Origin of the sequence: Iodobacter sp. (assembly GCF_025352645.1) — a bacterium.
Taxonomy (GTDB): Bacteria; Pseudomonadota; Gammaproteobacteria; order Burkholderiales; family Chitinibacteraceae; genus Iodobacter.
In genome coordinates, this window is sequence record NZ_JANXSO010000093.1 from 1 (window position 1) to 18,061 (window position 18,061).

Consider the following 18,061-nt stretch of genomic DNA (forward strand, 5'->3'; position numbering starts at 1 on the left):
CGCTATTTGGCAGAAATGCAGTACCGATTTAATCGGCGTTTTGATTTGTGCGCCCTAATTCCACGAATGCTACATGCATTACTCATAGCTAAGCCTTGCCCGCGTGGGAGATTAACTGAGCAAGAGACATAATCAGGAAAACAAATGCTAAGGTTACTATTTCCCAAAATGCTAATATTTTGTATGAAACTATTGTTCCTGCAGGGCCATTTAATATTCAAGAATTAGGGCGTGGGGTGCGTGGCCAATTAGAGGTGAGAGTGCTTGAGCAAGACGGCAGCGTTCAAACGTTTAGTGTAGATACAGCAACAATTCCTTATTTAACGCGCCCAGGAAGTGTACGGTATAAGGCCGCACTGGGTAAATCGTCGACTTCTGGATATAAATCGGATAAGTCTGGGGAAATACTATTTGGCTCTGGTGATTTTTCATGGGGGGTGAGTAATAGTTGGTCTTTGTTCGGCGGATCTATTTTTTCAGAAAAATATAATGCATTTGCATTGGGTCTTGGCCGAGATTTATATCAATTTGGCGCTTTATCATTGCATGTAACGCGTTCTGCAGCCAATCTTGCTAACGAGAACGATCGTCAAGGTTATTCATATCGGTTAAATTATTCAAAACGTTTTGATGAGATTGATGGTGATATTGCCTTTGCAGGTTATCGTTTTTCTCAGCATGAATATATGAGTATGAATGAGTTTATAGAAGCGAACAAAACCCAAGAAAATATTGGAAATAGCAAATCCATGTATACAGTTACGGGTAGCAAAAGTTTTTCTAATTTTAAAACCTCTGTATATGCATCCTATACTCATCAGGATTATTGGAATATTGTGCCTGAAGAGCGCATTCAATTGTCAATTAACAAAATATTTGATTTTGGTTTTATAAAAGGCATGTCTGCAAGTTTGTCTTTTTCTAAAAATGTAAATAAAAATAACAGCGGCAATATGCTATCAATGAACTTGTCCATACCAATGGGGCAAGGCGCTTCAGCGAATTATTCTGCAAGTAGAAATAATGATGTGAATAGCCATGATATTACATATAGCAATTATCAAAATGAAGGAAGTAACTGGCAAATCAGTGCTGGGGTAAGAGATAAAGCAAGTGGTAGTGCCGAATCTGTACGTGGCTATTATGCTCATGAAGGGGCGATGGCGAGTACTACCCTGAGCGTAGGGCATGAAAGTGGCGAGTATTGGTCTGCAGCTGCAACCGTTAGGAGTGCGATAACGATTACCGCAGAAGGCGCAGCTTTGCATCAACAAAGTGTTAATGGTGGTACCAGATTGATGCTTGATACCGCTGGTGTGGGTGGTGTGCCTGTTAATGGTGGGCGCACGCAAAGCAATTACTGGGGAAAGGCCGTTGTTGGTGATGTAAATAGCTATGCTCGAACCAGCGCTGCAGTTGATGTGAATCAACTGGCCGATGACGTTGAAGTATCAAGCCCTGTTGTGGATGCAACATTAACAGAAGGTGCGGTTGGCTATAGAAAGCTCTCTGTACAGCAAGGAATGAAGCTAATGACTACTCTTACATTGCCAGATGGCAAGTACCTACCTTTTGGGGCTCAAATTGTTGATGCTAAGGGGCGTATGGCGGGCTTGGTGAGTGATGCAGGAATGGCGTATTTATCTGGGATAAATTCAGATAGCGAATTTACCGCCACTTGGAGTGATAGTAAATGCCGTATTTATATTGCAGAAAAATATACCCTTCAAAGTCTAGCCACATTAACGTGTGTGCCCTATTAATAAATGAAAATTAAAGGTAATTATAAAATGAAATCATTCGTTTTTATTATATTTGCGGCAGTATTTGGCGCGCAAGCTTCGGTTGTTAATGCGGCCGTTGGTTTGGATAGAACGCGATTAGTTTATAACGAGCAGGATAAGTCAACTAGCCTTAGGATTTTTAATGGGAGCAAGGCATTGCCCTATTTAGCGCAAGCTTGGTTGGAAAATAAAGACTACAAAAAAGAGAATATTCCTTTTGCTGTTTTACCCCCATTGCAGCGCTTAGAGGCTGACTCAGAAAGTTTGGTTCGAATTGAAAAAACGGCTTCCGTTGCTGATTTGCCGCAAGATAGAGAAAGTGTTTTTTATTTTAATTTGCGTGAAATACCGCCTAAAAGCGATAAAGAAAATGTAATGCAAATTGCGATGCAGACACAAATTAAAATGTTTTATCGCCCTAAAAGTATTGGTTTGCTTGGAGAGGGGGAATGGCAAAATAAATTGCTTGTAAATAAAGTAACTACAGGTTTTCAGGTGGTAAATCCAACCCCATATCATATTACGGTAACAAAGTTCGCACTTGCAGAAAAAGAGGAGTCTATTGCAGATTTTTCAGGCTTTATGATAGAGCCAAAATCAAGCTTAGACTTGCCCATGAAAGATAATAAATTGAATCATTTTGTGCTGACGTATGTTAATGATTATGGTGGACATATAGAGCTTTTATTTGCATGTAGTGAAGATCAATGTGCTGTAAAAAAATAAACAATAGAAAGTGGATGCACTTAAAGGCGTATAGCTATGAATAATCTTTTTAGGATTGTTTTTTTATGTATTGCAGTGACATATTCTGCATTTTCTTTTTCTGCTATAAATTGTTACTCGGGGTTGACTGCGGGACCCATTTTACCCAGTGATATTTTTAACAGCAATGCAGTAGGAATCGAGGTTAGACAAGGTTGGGGGCTGTCAGGCCAAAGCCAGACTGTTATTTGTAGTAATACAACAGGACAAGTATCTTATGTTATGCATTTAAAAGCCGATATGGGGACGTTGCCCGTTTCGGCTATTAATACTGGCTATTATAAATTGACTGATGATATTGATGTACGTGCTACATATGGTTTAATTCCCGGATTTTCGCCTGCCGGCAATACTGCTCCTTTTTCGATTATAAAAAGTGATGCAAATAGCCTACCTGCCGAGTCTTATTCAAACAGATCGATGACTTTCCATATGCCAACATATGGCGGCTCTGCTTATTTTAAATTAAGGCGTAAAGTGACGGGAGGCTCCATTCAAATTCCTGCAGGTATTATTGTTTCATCCGTATTTCTTGCTTATGCGGATACAGGTGGGGTTATGTTTGCACCAACGCCTTTATTTTCAATGCGCACTCTGGCCGCCACGTTAACTTTTCCGTCTAAATGCACAATAAATGCGGGGACAGATTTAAATATCGATTTCGGGAATATTAACTCTGATTTGCTTCCTACTTCTGCTAGTGCATCCGATCGTAATTACAAAGCAATTAATCCAAGTTTTGTTTGCACCGGCTCTGTGGTGGATGCAAGGAGTTTAGCGGTGCGTCTTACAGCTACTCCATCTACTTTGTCTAACACGCTTATTGCTTCGACAATAGCAGCAGATTTAGGGATTGCGATGATGGCGGCAGGTAAGGTCGTTAAGCCAGGGGATTCGTTTCAGGTGTCTTCTACGAGCGGTCGTGGGGCAATTTCTGTAGGTTTTGTGCCAGTTAAGCGAAGTGGTAAAAACGTAAGTGGAAATTTTACAGCCACAGCCACATTAGTTATTGTGTTTCCATAAGAATGAAATCCATTCTATATTGTGAATTTTATCCCTTGTTATTTCAGAGTACATAATGAATAAAATTTTTAATTTTTCATTCTTTATATTGTTCAGTTTACTATTGGGATCAGATGCTTTTGCTGCGGGTGATGTAAATCTTGTGGTTAGATTAAAAGGGAGTGTTTTTATTCCTCCTCGCTGTGTTTTTAATATGGATAAAGATTATAGCGTTGATTTGGGGAAGGTGGATATCCAAAAGGTAGATGGCGAACCATCTATTCAGGTAGATATCCCTCAGCAATGTACCCCAGGTTTGGGGGCTGCGGAGTATCTAGTTAGGATTACTGGCACTTTTGTGGGTACTTCTAATGTTTTAACAACTAACCATGCTAATTTGGGTCTAAAATTATTAGTGAACGACCAGGCTGTAAGAAGTGGGAGTAATTTTTTAGTCAACTCTACAAATGATAAATTAAAACTAAGTATTGCTCCCACTAAATTAGATGCAGAAAAATCATTAGCCCCTGGAAGATTTTCCGCAAATATTACGATGATTTCTATCATTAGATAAGGTGTTATATTTTGAAACTGCTAATGTATCAAATTTTCTTGTTGGGTCTGTTCATGTTTACACCAAAGCATGCAATGGCAATTAAGGTTAATATTTCTGGAGAATTGATTGCAAGCCCTTGTGTTTTAGCGATAGAAAATAGTGATCAAACAGTACGGTTTAATGCCATATCAACTAAGGATTTGTATTCTTCTGGCGCAGCTGCTACAAAAGATTTTAGTTTGGTTTTAAAAAATTGTGATCTTAGTATTAGTAAATCAGTTAACATTATTTTTACGGGGAATAAGAGCACTGAGCAGAGTGATCTATTGGCCCTTGATCCTGGGTCTATTGCATCAGGTGTGGCAATAGGATTGAAATATAAAAATATTATTTTGCCTTTAGGCTCGTCAACAGGGATGATTGATTTAACTTCAGGTGAGAATGCTATTCAATTTAGTGCATTTGTTCAGGGAGATCCTAGTACAATTGAGAATAAAAAGATTAAAGCTGGGGGCTTTAGTGCAGTAGCAAATTTCACATTAAATTACCCCTAGTGTGCGATTTTTTATGGCATTTGAATATAAATGTTTGCACCTATAAGTATTGTTAATTTAAGGTAAAAGTTGGTATTGTTACTTGGGATGTGATGGACGCCTCACTAATGGATTTTTTATGGCAAAAGTTTTAATTGTTGATGATCATCCCGTTGTTCGCTTGGCGGTAAAAATGCTGCTTGAACAGAGTGGTTTTGATGTGGTGGGTGAGGCGGATAATGGGGTGGATGCTTGGCAATTAGCCCAGAGCTTAGTGCCAGATGTACTGGTATTGGATCTTGCTATTCCCAATCTAGATGGGTTTGAGGTGATTGCTCGAATTCAAAAATCAAAGCTCCCTATTCGGGTTATGGTTTTTTCATCAGGCGAGGCTGAGCAGATGGTGCAGCGCTGTATGCGGGCGGGGGCCTCTGGCTATTTGGGGAAAGATAAAGAAATCACAGATCTAGTTGATGCAATAAAAATGATTATGAAAGGGGTGAGCTATTTTCCAAATCAGTCATTTTTAGTCCATGCTAGTGACAATGTATTAAAGTCTGAGCATCAAATGCTGAGTAGTTTGTCTAATCGTGAAATGATGATTATGCAGCAGTTGCTTTTGGGGAAAACCAATAAAGAAATGGCCGCTGATATGCTGCTAAGCCCTAAAACGGTAAGTACATATAAGCTTAGAATTTTTACTAAATTGGGGATTGGCAGCCTTACTGATTTAATCAATATGGTGAGTAGGAATACACCCGTATGAGCCATGTAAAGTATCTTATATTTTTGTTACTTTCCTTGCTTATGCACCAGGCCAGCTCGCAGGTCCCTTTTTTGGATAAGCTGGTATTATCTGAGCATGTTTTTTCTACCATGCATGATGTACCGCTTGATGAACAAGATTCACGTTGGTTAAGAGCAAAAAAAATATTAAAACTGGGCGTAGCGTTACCTGATGTGCCCCCTTTTGGTATTACAACTTATGAGCGTGAGTTTTCTGGTGTGACTGCAGACTATATTGGGGTGATTGCAGAGTCGCTAGGGGTTAGGGTTGAGGTCTATCATTATGCTAACCAAGCGCTCTTACTAGATGCTTTGAAAGCGGGTGAAATTGATTTATTGGATGGCTCGGATTTTTTTTACTCCTCCGATGGCGCGTATATTTTTAGTGATCAGTATATTGAGAATAATCTTGTTGTTGTATCTAGGAAAAAAGAAGAAAGCCATTTCCCTGAAAATCTAAGTGGCGTAAGTATTGCTGCAGTGCCTGATTACATCCCTTTTTCTGTGTTAAAAAGTAAATATTCAAACGCTAATTTTAAATCGTTTTCTTCTGTGAGTAATGCACTTGGCGCGGTTGCTTTTGGATCGGCTGATGTGATGATTATTGACTTAATTTCTGCTAATTATTTAATTAATAATGATTTTTATAATTATCTTGAATTGAATAGTTTGAGTGAAATTGATTTGGGTAATTATGGGTGTTGTTATGTGTTTGCAAAAAACAATACTCAATTACAGCGGATTGTTAACGCTGCGTTAAAAGCAATTACAGAAGAAGAAAAAGCAGGGATTGCTCGTCGATGGAATGGTAATGGCATTAATCTTGGTAATAAAAATAAAATCACCTTAACTGAATCAGAGAAAAGATGGATAAATAAAAACCCTGTTGTGACCATTGATGTGGGTGACTATATTGCCCCTATATCCTATTTTGATATAAATGGAGGTTTGCAGGGGGTGCTCGGTGATGTTTTAAATAAAATAAAATTGAATACGGGTTTAACTTTTAAAATATCCCGTAGCTCATCCTTGAGTGATACTTTTTCTAAAGCCGAGGATGGTGATGTTGATGTATTTGCGCCGTTATCCCGCTCAATTTCTTTAAAGAAGAAATTTATGTTTAGTCGGCCAATGTTTTATAGTCAATATGTTTTTGTGGTAAAAAAGGGTGCCGCCAGAATTGACGATCTTTCAAATATGGATGGTTTTGAGCTGGCTGTTGTCGATAATGTAGAATTAATTGAGATATTAAAAAGAAAATACCCGAAAATAAAATTAGTAAATATGGAGAATGCGCTTGAAGCCTTGGGCTTTACCGCGGCAGGAAAAGTAGATGCCACTGTGGTGACGTTGCCACGGGCTGAATACTATATTCATAGCTTATTTGAAAATGAATTGTATATTTCTTCAATGCTAGATTTGGGTGATGAGCAAATCCAATATCAACCCGCATTTGCTGTAAAAAAAGATGCGGTAGAGTTGCTTGCTATTTTAGATAAGGCCTTGGCTGCGATTCCTGTTGAGGAGCGCTCAATGATTCGTAGTCGCTGGCAGGCTCCGCCTATGGTGTCTTCAGGCCGCTGGTTTGATCATAAATCTTTAATTTATAGCATCATCGCTCTTGTTTTTTTTATTATCGTTATTTTTGTAATTTGGAATCTTAGATTAGCAATGATTAGTAAGCAGAGGGCTGCATCCCATCGTGTATTGCTTGATAAATTGAATCTTTTGGCTGGGGCAATGAATGGCGCACCCTTTCCAATTTATATTGTTGGATCCGATGGCGTTTTACAGTTTTGTAATGATTTCTTTCTAAATAAAATTGGTTTGACGCGGGAATTATTAATAGGCAAAGCAGATAATGCTGATGTGCTGATTTCATTGGGTTTAAATGGTGCGGACGGGCTTAGAGCGCTGAACGTAGCGTTTCAGCGGGTGCTTAGTGATGAGGTGGCTGTGGATTGTATCCTGAGCTGGGGAGTAGGGGATTCGATGATGATTTGTCGTCATTGGATGCTTCCTTGCCTTGACTCTAGGGGGGCAATTCAAGGTGTAGCCTGTTGTTATGTGGATGTTACTGATCGGGAGCAATTAATTAGTGGGTTGAAGGATGCAAAAGAGTTGGCTGATTGCGCAAGCAAAGCAAAGACGACTTTTTTAGCGACTATGAGTCATGAAATTCGCACGCCTATGAATGCGATTATTGGGATGTTGGAGCTTGCATTAAAAAAAGCGGACCGGAACGTGCTTGATCGCTCTGCCATTGAGGTGGCTTATGGTTCAGCCCAAAGCTTATTAGAGCTGATTGGCGATATCTTGGATGTGGTTAGAATTGAGTCTGGCAGCCTGAGCTTAGCCCCCACAAGAGGGCATTTGCGTGAGTTAGTTGAATCCGTAGTACGCGTTTTTGATGGTTTGGCTAGGCAAAAGGGATTAAGTTTGGTTGTGGATTTGGACGTGAGTATTAATAGGGATGTATTGCTTGACCCTTTACGGTTTAAACAAATACTTTCTAATTTAATTGGAAATGCCATTAAATTTACTCATAAAGGGCGGATTGATATTCAAGTACTGGGTAAGCCAATTGGTGACGTCTATTTGCAGGTGCAGTTGTTAGTGAAAGATAGTGGCATTGGTATTGCCAAGAAAGATCAGGAGCGATTGTTTCAGCCTTTTATTCAGGCTAACAATAATGGGCAGAGCACTAGGATAGGTGCTGGCTTAGGCCTGATGATTAGTCGTGAGCTTTGTGAATTGATGGGCGGTGGCTTGGAGCTTACTAGCGAGTTGGGGGTGGGAACTCAGGTTCAAGTTAGCCTCACTTTTAATGTGCTAGAACCCGTATTGTCTGCTCAGGGCTGGCTAGATCAAGGGCAGCAGGAGCAAAAGCCCTTGACGGTGTTAGTGGTGGATGATCACGCTGCGAATCGCTTATTGCTGTGTGAACAGCTTATCTATCTGGGGCATGGGGTCCGCTCCGCAGAAGATGGTGCAGAGGGGCTGAGTGTTTGGAAAGCAAATCATTTTGATGTGGTCATTACCGATTGCAATATGCCTGTGATGAGTGGCTATGAGCTAACTCAAGCGATTCGCAAAGCAGAAAAGATAAGCCGGTTACCACCATGCCGTGTACTTGGCTATACCGCTAATGCTCAAGAGGAGGAGCGTGAGCATTGTAAGGCGGTAGGAATGGATGATTGCATGTTTAAGCCTGTGGGGGTCGATGATTTAGCGAAATACTTAACGAGCTCTGTACTTTCTCCAGTGTTATTTTTGGGGGAAGGAAAAAGAGATTACGGTGAGGTTAAAATTGAGCAGCTCATGAAGCTAACGGGTAATAATCCTAAGTTAGTTGCTCGATTTTTGAATGAGCTAATCAATAATAATCGGGATGATTTGGTTACACTTTTAAATCTTTCTGATGTGGCAGATAAAGTAGGCTTGGGTGGTTTGGCGCATAAAATCAAGGGGGCCGCTCAGGTTGTTAATGCGGGTGAGCTTATGCGGAGTTGTGAAGTGCTGGAGACTCTCTGTAAATCTGCCCATCAGCCAGAAGAATTAGCCGCTGCGGTTTTTGCCTTGGAGGAATCCATTTTGGCTTTGGAGTCTTTGCTTTTATCTCATATTAATAATGGGCTAGCAGAGTTTTAAAGCAGGTTTCTTGATGTTTTTTGGCACCTAATAATTTAGGGGCGAGTAACAAGCCCTGCGTACCTAATCGGCATGCTCGTTTTTCTCTGTAAGACGTGGTTTTTTAAGGCAGTTGTACTTTATTAAACAAGGGATTTTCTGCATAAAAAAGCGGCTCCATAAGAGCCGCTTTTTTAATTTCAAGAGTCGATCGTGATACGTTTAATTTAGTACCCTACGGTAAAACGCTGGCGGCTGTGCTGGGCGTTTTCTGCTTCATTTAACATCGCTACCGCGTAGTCTTCTACCGAGATACGGCTTTCACCTTGGGCGTCGAGTAGTAGCTGATCGCCACCTAGGCGGAATACGCCGGTACGGCTGCCTGGCTCTAAATGCGCAGACGGGCTGAGCATGCTCCAATCTAGTGTGCTTTCTTTGCGCAGTAATTCAAGCGCAGTGCGTGCACCCAGTGCAGTGCCTTTCCATTCTGCTGGAAAACTAGGAGTGTCCACAACTTGCACGCCAGGTGCTACTTCTAAGCTGCCCGCACCGCCAACCACTAAAAAGCGCGCTACGCCTGCGGCTTTTACGCTGTTTAAGATGTGGGTAAAGCCATCCACAAAATATTGATAAACATCGCCAGCAGCATGGCCACTGAAGGCGCTGATCACGATGTCGTGGCCAGCAAGTTGAGCGATCAGCGCGGCTTCGTCATTAACATTGGCCTTAACGGCCGTTAAAGTGGCATGGCTAGGCAGCTTGTCGATATTTTGAACGAGTGCGCTCACTTGATGTCCACGATCTAGAGCTTCAGCTAATAGTTTTGAGCCAACGTAACCGGTTGCGCCGATGATTGCAATTTTCATGATGAGTCCTTTGTGGTGCGTTAAGTATGGATTATTGGTGTTTTGCTACAAAATCAATTAAGGCTTGTGGGTCTTGGTAAAGCAAGGAGCTAGGTACAACAGAGAACTGATTATCTTTTTGTAATAACAGTGCCGGCACGCCGCGTAGGCCGTGCTGTTGCATGGTTTTTTTAGCCTTGCTGGTCATCTCGCTTAGCTCTTTTGGCCAACCAGCGGCAAAGTCTTGAGCAAATTGCTGGCCATCTAAACCAAATTCAATTGCTATTTGAATAAATGCGCTGCTCTCTTGTAAGCCACAGTCGTAGCGTAGTTGTTGTACGCGATGCAAGATATGAATGGCTTGCTCGGGTGCCGCTTGGCTAATCAAATAATAGGCCAGAGTGGCGTCACTAGAGTTAAACGGGGTGGATAAATCACCCAGAATATTGTTTTTGTAAGCTTGGCTAAATACTTGACCCGTCATTTGGGCGATGCGTTGATCATTGCTCCAAAAGTACTGAGCCATTTCTGCGTCCATAGCTTGCGGGTGGGCAAATAGGCCGGTTGGATGGAGTTGCCATGCAATATTGCTATTTTGCTTAAGTGCCGCAAGGGCAGGAGCCGCGCCGTAGCACCAGCCGCAAAGTGGATCAAAGAAAAGATGAAGCATTGTGTGTGTCCCAGAGAATATGCTGCTATCTTGCCTGTTAGAATTGATTAGATAAATAAGCCAATTAAGAATTGAATGTTTACAAAAACGGAACAATACCCATGTTGGATTTAAATCGCCTCAGCACCTTTGTAGCCGTAGTGGAAGCGGGCGGCTTTACTGCGGCGGGGGATAGGTTAGGGATGGCCAAGTCTTTAGTGAGCCAGCAAATCAGCAAGCTTGAATCACAGCTTGGCGTGGCGCTGTTTACCCGCAGTACGCGTAAAGTATTACTGACCGAGGTGGGCGAGCAGCTGTATGCAGATATCTCGCCACTCCTGCTAGCGGCGCATGAAGCGCTTGATCGCTTGGGGCAGGTTAAAGCGTCGGGGCTATTAAGAATCACCGCGCCTGTGGATTATGCCGGAGCGGTATTTGCCCCCCTGCTGGCCGAGTTTACCGCCTTGCACCCACAGTTAGAGATCGAGTTGTTGGCAACGGATGAAGTGCTGGATTTATTGACCGAGCGTATCGATATTGCTTTGCGTCTAGGACGCTTGCAAGATTCGGCCTTGCATGCAATTAAGTTGGCGCAATTTGCCGAGTGTGTAGTAGCCGCTCCTGCGTGCTTGGCGCAGTTTGTATCGCCCAAGCATCCGCAAGATTTAGCTCAGCTCCCTTGGGTGACGATGACGCGCCTGCATGCGCCGCTTACGTGGAAATTTAACCAAGCCGGTGAAATATGTACGGTGAGGATGCACTCGGTGATGCGCGCAAGTGCGCCTTCTTCGGTATTGGCCTTGATCAGAAATGGGGCGGGACTATCGGTTTTGCCTGACTTTATGGTAGCGGATGATTTGGCCGCAGGGCGTTTAGTGCATGTGCTGCCCGAGTGGGCGCTATCGGCTGGCGGTATCTATGCCGTTTATCCGAGCGCCCGTTATTTGCCCGCTAAGGTAAGGATCTTGCTCGATTTTATGCGTTCAAGGCCGATGACTTAATTTAGGGCAGGCATTAGTCGCTTGATTTAATCCTCTGGTCTGCTTGCGCTCGTTGTTTGCTGGTATAGGAATAAGCTGTATGCAGTTTGGCTATTGGGGATGATCATGCTATTTAATCTGATTTTTAGCGCGGCGGTGGCGCTGGCTCCTGTCCCTAATATGGGTGAGGCTCCTGTATGGGTTGATAGTCTAGCCGCGGCAGCTAAATTAGAGCCTATAGATGCATGGGAAGCCGCAGCATTATATTGCGCTGCGGCTAGAAATGGCTCTACCGAAGCTCAGTACATGCTGGGGATGCTTTATGCATTTGGCGAAGGGGTGCCAGAAAATAGAAAAATGGCGGCCACGCTGTTTTCTAGTGCGGCTGGGCAGGGGCATGTGCGAGCGCAGATGATGTTAGAAACAATACGCTTAGGCGCTAGCCAATTGCCGCCTTGTATTTTGGCCGATGTAAAACCCGAAAAAATGCCAGAAATAGTTCAGCCAGCCTTGCCCACATTGAGTGCTAATCAGCAAAAAATTGCCCGTATCGTGCGGCAAATTGCCTTGTGGCACGATGTAGATCCAAATTTTGCTTTGAGCATTGCTAGGGTGGAGTCACAGCTTAATCCTCAAGCTTTGTCTTTGAAATCCGCACAGGGTGTGATGCAGCTTATCCCTGAAACCGCCGAGCGCTTTAATGTGCGGGATGCCTTTAATGCCAGTCAAAATATCAAAGGGGGAGTGCGTTATTTGCGCTGGCTATTAGATCGCTATCAGGGCAATGTGAAGTTGGTTGCTGCAAGCTATAACGCGGGAGAGAAAGCCGTCGACCGTTATCACGGCGTGCCGCCTTACCCTGAAACACAGCAATATGTGGCCAAAGTAATACGGCTTTATCCTTATAGCCAGCATAAACAAATCCAGCGGCGTTTTGGGGCCTAATGTTTTGAGGGCTTAGGGATGTTAAGCGGGAAGATCAAACAATGCGCACCTAGCAAATAGACGGCTGATTGCGAGCACGTATGGTTAGATTTATGTGTTAACACGCAAGATCTATCTCTATTGGTTTAAGCTATCTTCTCTGCCCCGATTAAAAACTAGACACAATCATGCAGAGGCCCTTGGTATTGCCTTGTTGTTAGTACGTGGCATTTTTTGTGGGTGTGGCGTATCAAAAATATCCGGGTGCGCCGCGATATTATTAATTAAAAATCATCGTCCTCTGCACCGCCTACCACCTTATAAATAACCGACACCGAAAAACCACGGCTGATTAAAAAGCGCAGTTGTTTGTTTTTCTCTTTGGGGTCTTGCGGTGGGGTACCAAATCTTTTACGCCAAAGCGCGCGGGCTTGCGCTAGCTCATCGTCGCCATGTTCTTCCATTACCGTAGAGATAATGTCATTGGCCACGCCTTTTTGCTGTAATTCCGCACGCAGGCGTTGTGGGCCGTAGCGTGCAGAGCGGTAGAAAACCCATTGCTCTGCAAAGCGGGTGTCAGATAGCCAGCCACGCTCCACAAAATCATCTAAAACAGCATCGACTTCGCTTGGGTCTTCACTAAAGGGTAGTAATTTCAGCCGCAACTCCCCGCGCGCATGATCACGGCGCGCAAGGTGTTGCAAAGCTTTATTGCGTAATACTGAACTCATACTTATTCGTCAGATTCTTCTTTTAAATCATCTAGCAATGCAGCGGGATCAATCGGCAGTAAGCCACCTGCGCCAAGTTTAGCGCGGATTTTTTGCTCGATTTCAGCGGCAATTTCTGGATTGTCTTTCAGGTATTGACGGGAGTTTTCAATCCCTTGGCCAATTTTATTGCCGTTGTAGCTATACCAAGCGCCTGATTTTTCGACGATTTTATGTGTAACGCCGTGCTCGATGATTTCGCCTTCATGGCTAATGCCTTCGCCGTAAAGAATATCAAAGGTCACGATGCGGAAAGGCGGTGCCACTTTGTTTTTGGCGATTTTAACCTTGGTTTGATTGCCAATAATCTCATCACCTTTCTTAACCGCGCCAATACGGCGGATATCAAGGCGTACCGAGGCGTAAAACTTCAGCGCATTACCGCCGGTGGTGGTTTCAGGGCTTTGCCCCGGCATCATATTGCCGATCTTCATACGTAACTGGTTAATAAAGATAACCAGTGTATTGGTGCGTTTGATGTTACCAGTGAGCTTACGCAGGGCTTGGCTCATTAAACGTGCTTGCAGGCCAACGTGCACATCACCCATTTCGCCTTCAATTTCTGCCTTAGGGGTGAGGGCGGCTACGGAGTCAACCACAATAATATCTACGCCGCCAGAGCGAACCAGCATATCTGCGATTTCAAGGCCTTGCTCGCCGGTATCTGGTTGGGAGATCAGCATTTCAGATACATTCACGCCCAGCTTGCTGGCGTAAACAGGATCAAGTGCGTTTTCAGCATCGATGTAAGCTGCAACGCCGCCAAGCTTTTGCACTTCAGCTACAACGTGTAAGCAAAGTGTGGTTTTGCCCGATGATTCTGGTCCAAAAATTTCTACAACACGCCCGCGAGGTAAGCCGCCAACGCCAAGGCCTAGATCCAAGCCTAATGATCCGGTGGATACCACTTGTAGATCATTTTGGATTTGGTTCTCGCCCATTTTCATGATGGCGCCTTTGCCGAACTGACGTTCGATTTGCGCGAGTGCCGCGGCGAGTGCCTTGCTCTTGTTGTCGTCCATGTGTGTGTCCCGAGCGCTATGTGAAAGTGGAGTGATTATAGAACAATCGTTCTGTAAATGAAAAGGGGTTTACTCACAATTAGTTGAGTAGGTGATTATTGAGTTGCGATTTATTAGGTAGGGTGAAGTAAAAGAAGGTGCTACTGCCTGCCTGTGATTTTGCCCAAATACGGCCATCATGGCGATGAATAATACGTTGTACGATGGCAAGGCCAATGCCATTGCCGGTGAGCTCGCTTTGCGAGTGTAGGCGTTGAAATGGCGAAAATATTTTATTGGCATGGGCCATGTCAAAGCCACAGCCATTGTCTTGAACGTGGAAAACGGTTTGTCCGTTAACTTGGGTGGCGCCGATGCTGATTTTGGCGTGTTCTGTTTGCTCGGTGAATTTCCATGCATTGTCGAGCAGGTGCCGCAAGGCGATCAAGATTAGTTTAGGATCGGCATGGGCTTGCAGCTGTTCTTCAATGAGCACTTCAACGTGACGCTGCGGCTGCAGGCTACGGAATTCATCGATGATTTCTGCGCTTAAGGCGCTGATATTAATGGGCTGGCTACGGACTTCAATGCGGGTGAGTTTGGATAGGTTGAGTAGGTCATCGATCAAGCTGGCCATATTGTGCGTTGTGCTGCGGATGCGCGCTAAGTAATTACGCGCATTAACGTCAAGCGAGCCAATATAGTCTTCAAGCAATACTTGGCTAAAGCCTTCTATGGTGCGAAGTGGAATCCGTAAATCGTGCGATACCGAGTAAGAGAACGCTTCTAGCTCGTGATTGGCCGAGGCAAGTGCACGGGTACGGGCTTCGACTACTTCTTCTAGATGGTTGCGGTAGTGCTCCATATCCAGCTCGGCTTGTTTGCGTACGCTGATATCAATAATAAAGCCTTGTAAGGTGCGCTTATTATTGGCATCGCATTGGTTGGAAGCGGTCAGTAGCACCCAAATTTCTTTGCCTTCGCTGCTTTGAAAGCGGCATTCAAACTCAGAAATGCCTTCCTTGCTGGTTTCGCTAAACAGGCGATACGCATGGTGCCTGTCATCAGGGTGCAAATAGCTAGAAAGAAACCCCTCGTGATACCACTGCGCAAGTGGATAGCCAAGTAGCTCTTCTGCCTGCGGGCCAACATAAGTAAAGCGCCATTCGTCTGGGTTGGCATCCCAAGGAATGATGCGGGTGGATTCTACTAAACGTCGGTAGCGATCTTGGCTGGTACGCAGGGCTAATTCAATTTGTCTGCGGCCAAGTAAATCAGTTTCAAGTTGCAGGTTTTTTTGCTCAAGCGTCAAAATGAGTTCAGATAAAGACCGACGTGTTGTGTCTAAGTTTTGCCCAAGCGTGCCAATTTCATCGCTGCGGTGCCAGGTAAAGGCTTCATCTAGCTCACGGCGAGCGAGTTTAATGGCCTGCCTAGATAGCTCGGCCAAAGGGCGAATAATGCGCGATTCAAGTAGTAAAAGAATTAGCCCTAAACTGAGGACAATTTGTAAAAGCACGGCAGCAAGGTAGAGTCGTTGCTCACTTCGTATGCGTGTTGTGGCATTGCCATCGTCTAATTCAATGGTGATGGTGCCGATATTGCTGCCTTGCTTGCTTACTACACGGGTGAGTGAGTGCAAATGGCCTCGGCGGCGCTCTGGTTTATTTGCTTCTAAAAACAAACCAAGCGTTGAATCATTGACCGTAATACGCACAATGCGCTCGTCGCTCACAACCGAGTCTAGTAGTGGCTTGCCTGCGTCTGGCGATAGGTTCCATAACGGCTCTTGCATACCTAGTACTAGGATATCGGCAATCCGCTGGTGATCATTATTGATTTGTCGCTGGGCATTATCTAGCTGACGGGTCAGGCTGATATAGCCATTTACGCCTGAGGGAAGGAGTAAACCTAAAAGCGTGGCAAAAATAATAGAAGTTCTAAGCGACAGATTCATAGCGTGGTGGGGCTTGGCTTTAAAGAGTGGGGGAGTTTGAGATGTTAGTTTAGATCAAGTCTTGTCTTTCTAGTTAAACCGATGTGCTTTTCATGATTCTGAATGCCGTATTATGAATCGCCTTGCGGGCGGCATAAAGAAAAAACAATGGATTGATCGCAGGATAAGCGCGCTGATTGATTGAGTTGCTATTGATATCTAAAGCTGGATTTGGGAATCCACGCCGCAAAAAAATATCAATAGTCATTCGATGAGGGAGATAAAAATGAAAGTCATTGTATTAGGCGCTGGCGTGATTGGGATAACCTCCGCGTGGTTCTTAACTCAGGCAGGGCATGAGGTCACGGTGATTGAGCGGGCTCCCGAGGCCGCAAGGGAAACCAGTTACGCCAATGGTGGGCAAATTTCAGTTTGCCACGCTGAGCCTTGGGCGAATCCCAAGGCGCCTTGGAAGGCATTGCAATGGCTAGGGGAAGAGGATGCACCACTCTTGTTTCGTTTTAAATTGGATTGGCATCAATGGCGCTGGGGTTTGCGCTTTTTACAACAGTGCACCAAGGAGCGCGCACGCTACAACCTACAAAACCTAGTGCGATTAGGTTTGTATAGCCGCGATACCTTGCAAACTTTGCGCGCGGCAACGGGGATTGAATACCATCAGCGCACGGAAGGCATTTTGCATTACTACACCGAGTTGTCAGAGTTTGAAGCGGCTATTCCGGCGGCAAAATTAATGGGGGAGTTAGGTTTAGATCGGCAAGTTAAGTCAGCGGCGGAATGTTTATTGATTGAGCCTGCTTTGCGTGATTCTATGCGGCCTATCATTGGCGGCACATATACGGCTAGCGATGAATCAGGAGATGCGCGCGTATTCACCAATGAATTGGCGCTGCGTTGTGAGCGGGCGGGAGTGAAGTTTCGTTACGATTGCGAGATCGCGGGCTTTGAGTGCGCAGCAGGTGATGTGCAAGCGGTGCGGGTGCTGGGTGATCGGGGGCTGGAATCCCTCGCTGCCGATGCTTTTGTGGTGAGCTTGGGGAGCTATAGCCCGCTGCATCTGCGCCCCTTGGGTATTCATTTAGATATCTATCCTGCGAAGGGATATTCCGCCACGATTCCTGTGCGGGCTGAGCATTGCGCACCTACAGTAAGCCTGACCGATGATGGCCATAAATTGGTGTTCTCGCGGCTTGGCGATTATTTGCGCGTGGCGGGTACGGCAGAGTTTGATGGCTATAACTTGGATTTAAATGCAGTACGTTGTAAGGCGATTGTTGATCGTGTGAAAGATATTTTCCCCAACGGTGCAGACTATGCTGCGGCTGAATTTTGGACAGGGCTGCGGCCAGCAACGCCAGGTAATCTTCCGTATATCGGCCGTACCCAGTATCCAAGTCTTTGGTTAAACACGGGGCATGGCACTTTAGGTTGGACAGAGTGCTGTGGCTCCGCATTGGCCATTGCTGAGCTTATTTCAGGCAAGAAGCCTGAGGTGGATTTTTGTTTTCAGTAAGGGCTTGAGAAGGTAGCCATGGTTATTTGGTGGCTTTTTGATATCTATTTGACCAGTGAATAGGATAGATGTTTGGCTTGCATTGGTTTTATTTTTTTGGTTTATTTTTTTGATTTAACGCGTGCCTACTAAGCAAAAATACTTAGTGATTTTTACGGTGATTTATTTAAAAATTGAAGCAATGTTCACAAATAAAATTGACTTTATGTTTTTGCTAAATAGGAGGAAAACCCTAAATTAAAACCCACCCCTTTCAATTTGCGCATGTCATTTTATAAAGGGTAAAAGTGGAATGGTTTTATCGGTGGTTTGATAACAAGGTAGCCGCTGATTTGCTCAGAACAGGGGGCGATGTGTTCTATAATT

15 protein-coding genes and 1 pseudogene are annotated in these 18,061 nt (G+C 44.2%); 11 read left to right on the forward strand and 5 right to left on the reverse strand.

Annotated features, from left to right (window positions below):
* The 8 genes and pseudogenes from Q0R17_RS10410 to Q0R17_RS10445 form a co-directional block, all read left to right on the forward strand.
* A pseudogene (locus Q0R17_RS10410) lies at window positions 1-132 on the forward strand (IS1595 family transposase); the annotation flags it as partial.
* Window positions 132-1,763 carry a fimbria/pilus outer membrane usher protein gene (locus Q0R17_RS10415; RefSeq protein ID WP_293934877.1) on the forward strand — a complete coding sequence of 544 codons (1,632 nt, stop codon included), beginning with the start codon at window positions 132-134 and terminating at the stop codon, window positions 1,761-1,763. The pseudogene Q0R17_RS10410 and the gene Q0R17_RS10415, both read left to right, overlap by 1 nt.
* 27 nt (window positions 1,764-1,790) lie before the next feature.
* Entirely contained in the window at window positions 1,791-2,510 is a 720-nt protein-coding gene (locus Q0R17_RS10420) for a molecular chaperone (protein ID WP_293934814.1), read from the forward strand.
* Between the two features lie 36 nt (window positions 2,511-2,546).
* Entirely contained in the window at window positions 2,547-3,572 is a 1,026-nt protein-coding gene (locus tag Q0R17_RS10425) for a fimbrial protein (protein ID WP_293934816.1), read from the forward strand.
* Window positions 3,573-3,627: 55 nt separating this feature from the next.
* Complete coding sequence (locus Q0R17_RS10430; protein ID WP_293934817.1) at window positions 3,628-4,125, forward strand: fimbrial protein; 498 nt, start codon at window positions 3,628-3,630, stop codon at window positions 4,123-4,125.
* A 53-nt stretch (window positions 4,126-4,178) separates the two neighbouring features.
* Window positions 4,179-4,661, forward strand: a complete 483-nt coding sequence (locus Q0R17_RS10435; RefSeq protein ID WP_293934819.1) for a fimbrial protein — start codon at window positions 4,179-4,181, stop codon at window positions 4,659-4,661.
* Between the two features lie 118 nt (window positions 4,662-4,779).
* Window positions 4,780-5,406: a response regulator transcription factor gene (locus Q0R17_RS10440; protein ID WP_293934821.1), complete on the forward strand. Its 627-nt coding sequence runs from the start codon at window positions 4,780-4,782 to the stop codon at window positions 5,404-5,406.
* Window positions 5,403-9,077 (forward strand): transporter substrate-binding domain-containing protein, encoded by a 3,675-nt coding sequence (locus tag Q0R17_RS10445; protein ID WP_293934824.1) that lies wholly within the window; start codon window positions 5,403-5,405, stop codon window positions 9,075-9,077. The genes Q0R17_RS10440 and Q0R17_RS10445 overlap by 4 nt, the downstream gene beginning before the upstream one ends.
* A gap of 206 nt (window positions 9,078-9,283) precedes the next feature.
* Here Q0R17_RS10445 and Q0R17_RS10450 read toward each other — a convergent pair whose 3' ends face one another.
* A complete protein-coding gene (locus tag Q0R17_RS10450; RefSeq protein ID WP_293934827.1) occupies window positions 9,284-9,922 on the reverse strand; it encodes an NAD(P)-dependent oxidoreductase in 639 nt (212 codons plus the stop codon).
* Window positions 9,923-9,953: 31 nt separating this feature from the next.
* Entirely contained in the window at window positions 9,954-10,571 is a 618-nt protein-coding gene (locus Q0R17_RS10455) for a DsbA family protein (protein WP_293934829.1), read from the reverse strand.
* 101 nt (window positions 10,572-10,672) lie between these two features.
* On the opposite strand from Q0R17_RS10455, the gene Q0R17_RS10460 reads away from it, so the two are divergent.
* Both Q0R17_RS10460 and Q0R17_RS10465 read left to right on the forward strand, forming a co-directional pair.
* Window positions 10,673-11,551 carry a LysR family transcriptional regulator gene (locus Q0R17_RS10460; RefSeq protein WP_293934832.1) on the forward strand — a complete coding sequence of 293 codons (879 nt, stop codon included), beginning with the start codon at window positions 10,673-10,675 and terminating at the stop codon, window positions 11,549-11,551.
* A gap of 105 nt (window positions 11,552-11,656) precedes the next feature.
* Entirely contained in the window at window positions 11,657-12,475 is an 819-nt protein-coding gene (locus tag Q0R17_RS10465; protein ID WP_293934835.1) for a transglycosylase SLT domain-containing protein, read from the forward strand.
* Window positions 12,476-12,738: 263 nt separating this feature from the next.
* Here the strand turns inward: Q0R17_RS10465 and recX are convergent, their stop codons facing one another.
* The 3 genes from recX to Q0R17_RS10480 all read right to left on the reverse strand — a co-directional run bounded on the left by recX (window position 12,739) and on the right by Q0R17_RS10480 (window position 16,182).
* Window positions 12,739-13,185, reverse strand: coding sequence for a recombination regulator RecX (gene recX, locus Q0R17_RS10470; RefSeq protein ID WP_293934838.1), 447 nt, complete (start codon window positions 13,183-13,185; stop codon window positions 12,739-12,741).
* A 2-nt stretch (window positions 13,186-13,187) separates the two neighbouring features.
* On the reverse strand, window positions 13,188-14,246 hold the full coding sequence (gene recA, locus Q0R17_RS10475; protein ID WP_293934841.1) for a recombinase RecA: 1,059 nt from the start codon (window positions 14,244-14,246) through the stop codon (window positions 13,188-13,190).
* A 79-nt stretch (window positions 14,247-14,325) separates the two neighbouring features.
* Window positions 14,326-16,182 (reverse strand): ATP-binding protein, encoded by a 1,857-nt coding sequence (locus Q0R17_RS10480; protein WP_293934844.1) that lies wholly within the window; start codon window positions 16,180-16,182, stop codon window positions 14,326-14,328.
* 265 nt (window positions 16,183-16,447) lie between these two features.
* On the opposite strand from Q0R17_RS10480, the gene Q0R17_RS10485 reads away from it, so the two are divergent.
* Entirely contained in the window at window positions 16,448-17,695 is a 1,248-nt protein-coding gene (locus Q0R17_RS10485; RefSeq protein ID WP_293934846.1) for a D-amino acid dehydrogenase, read from the forward strand.
* Window positions 17,696-18,061 lie beyond the last annotated feature (366 nt).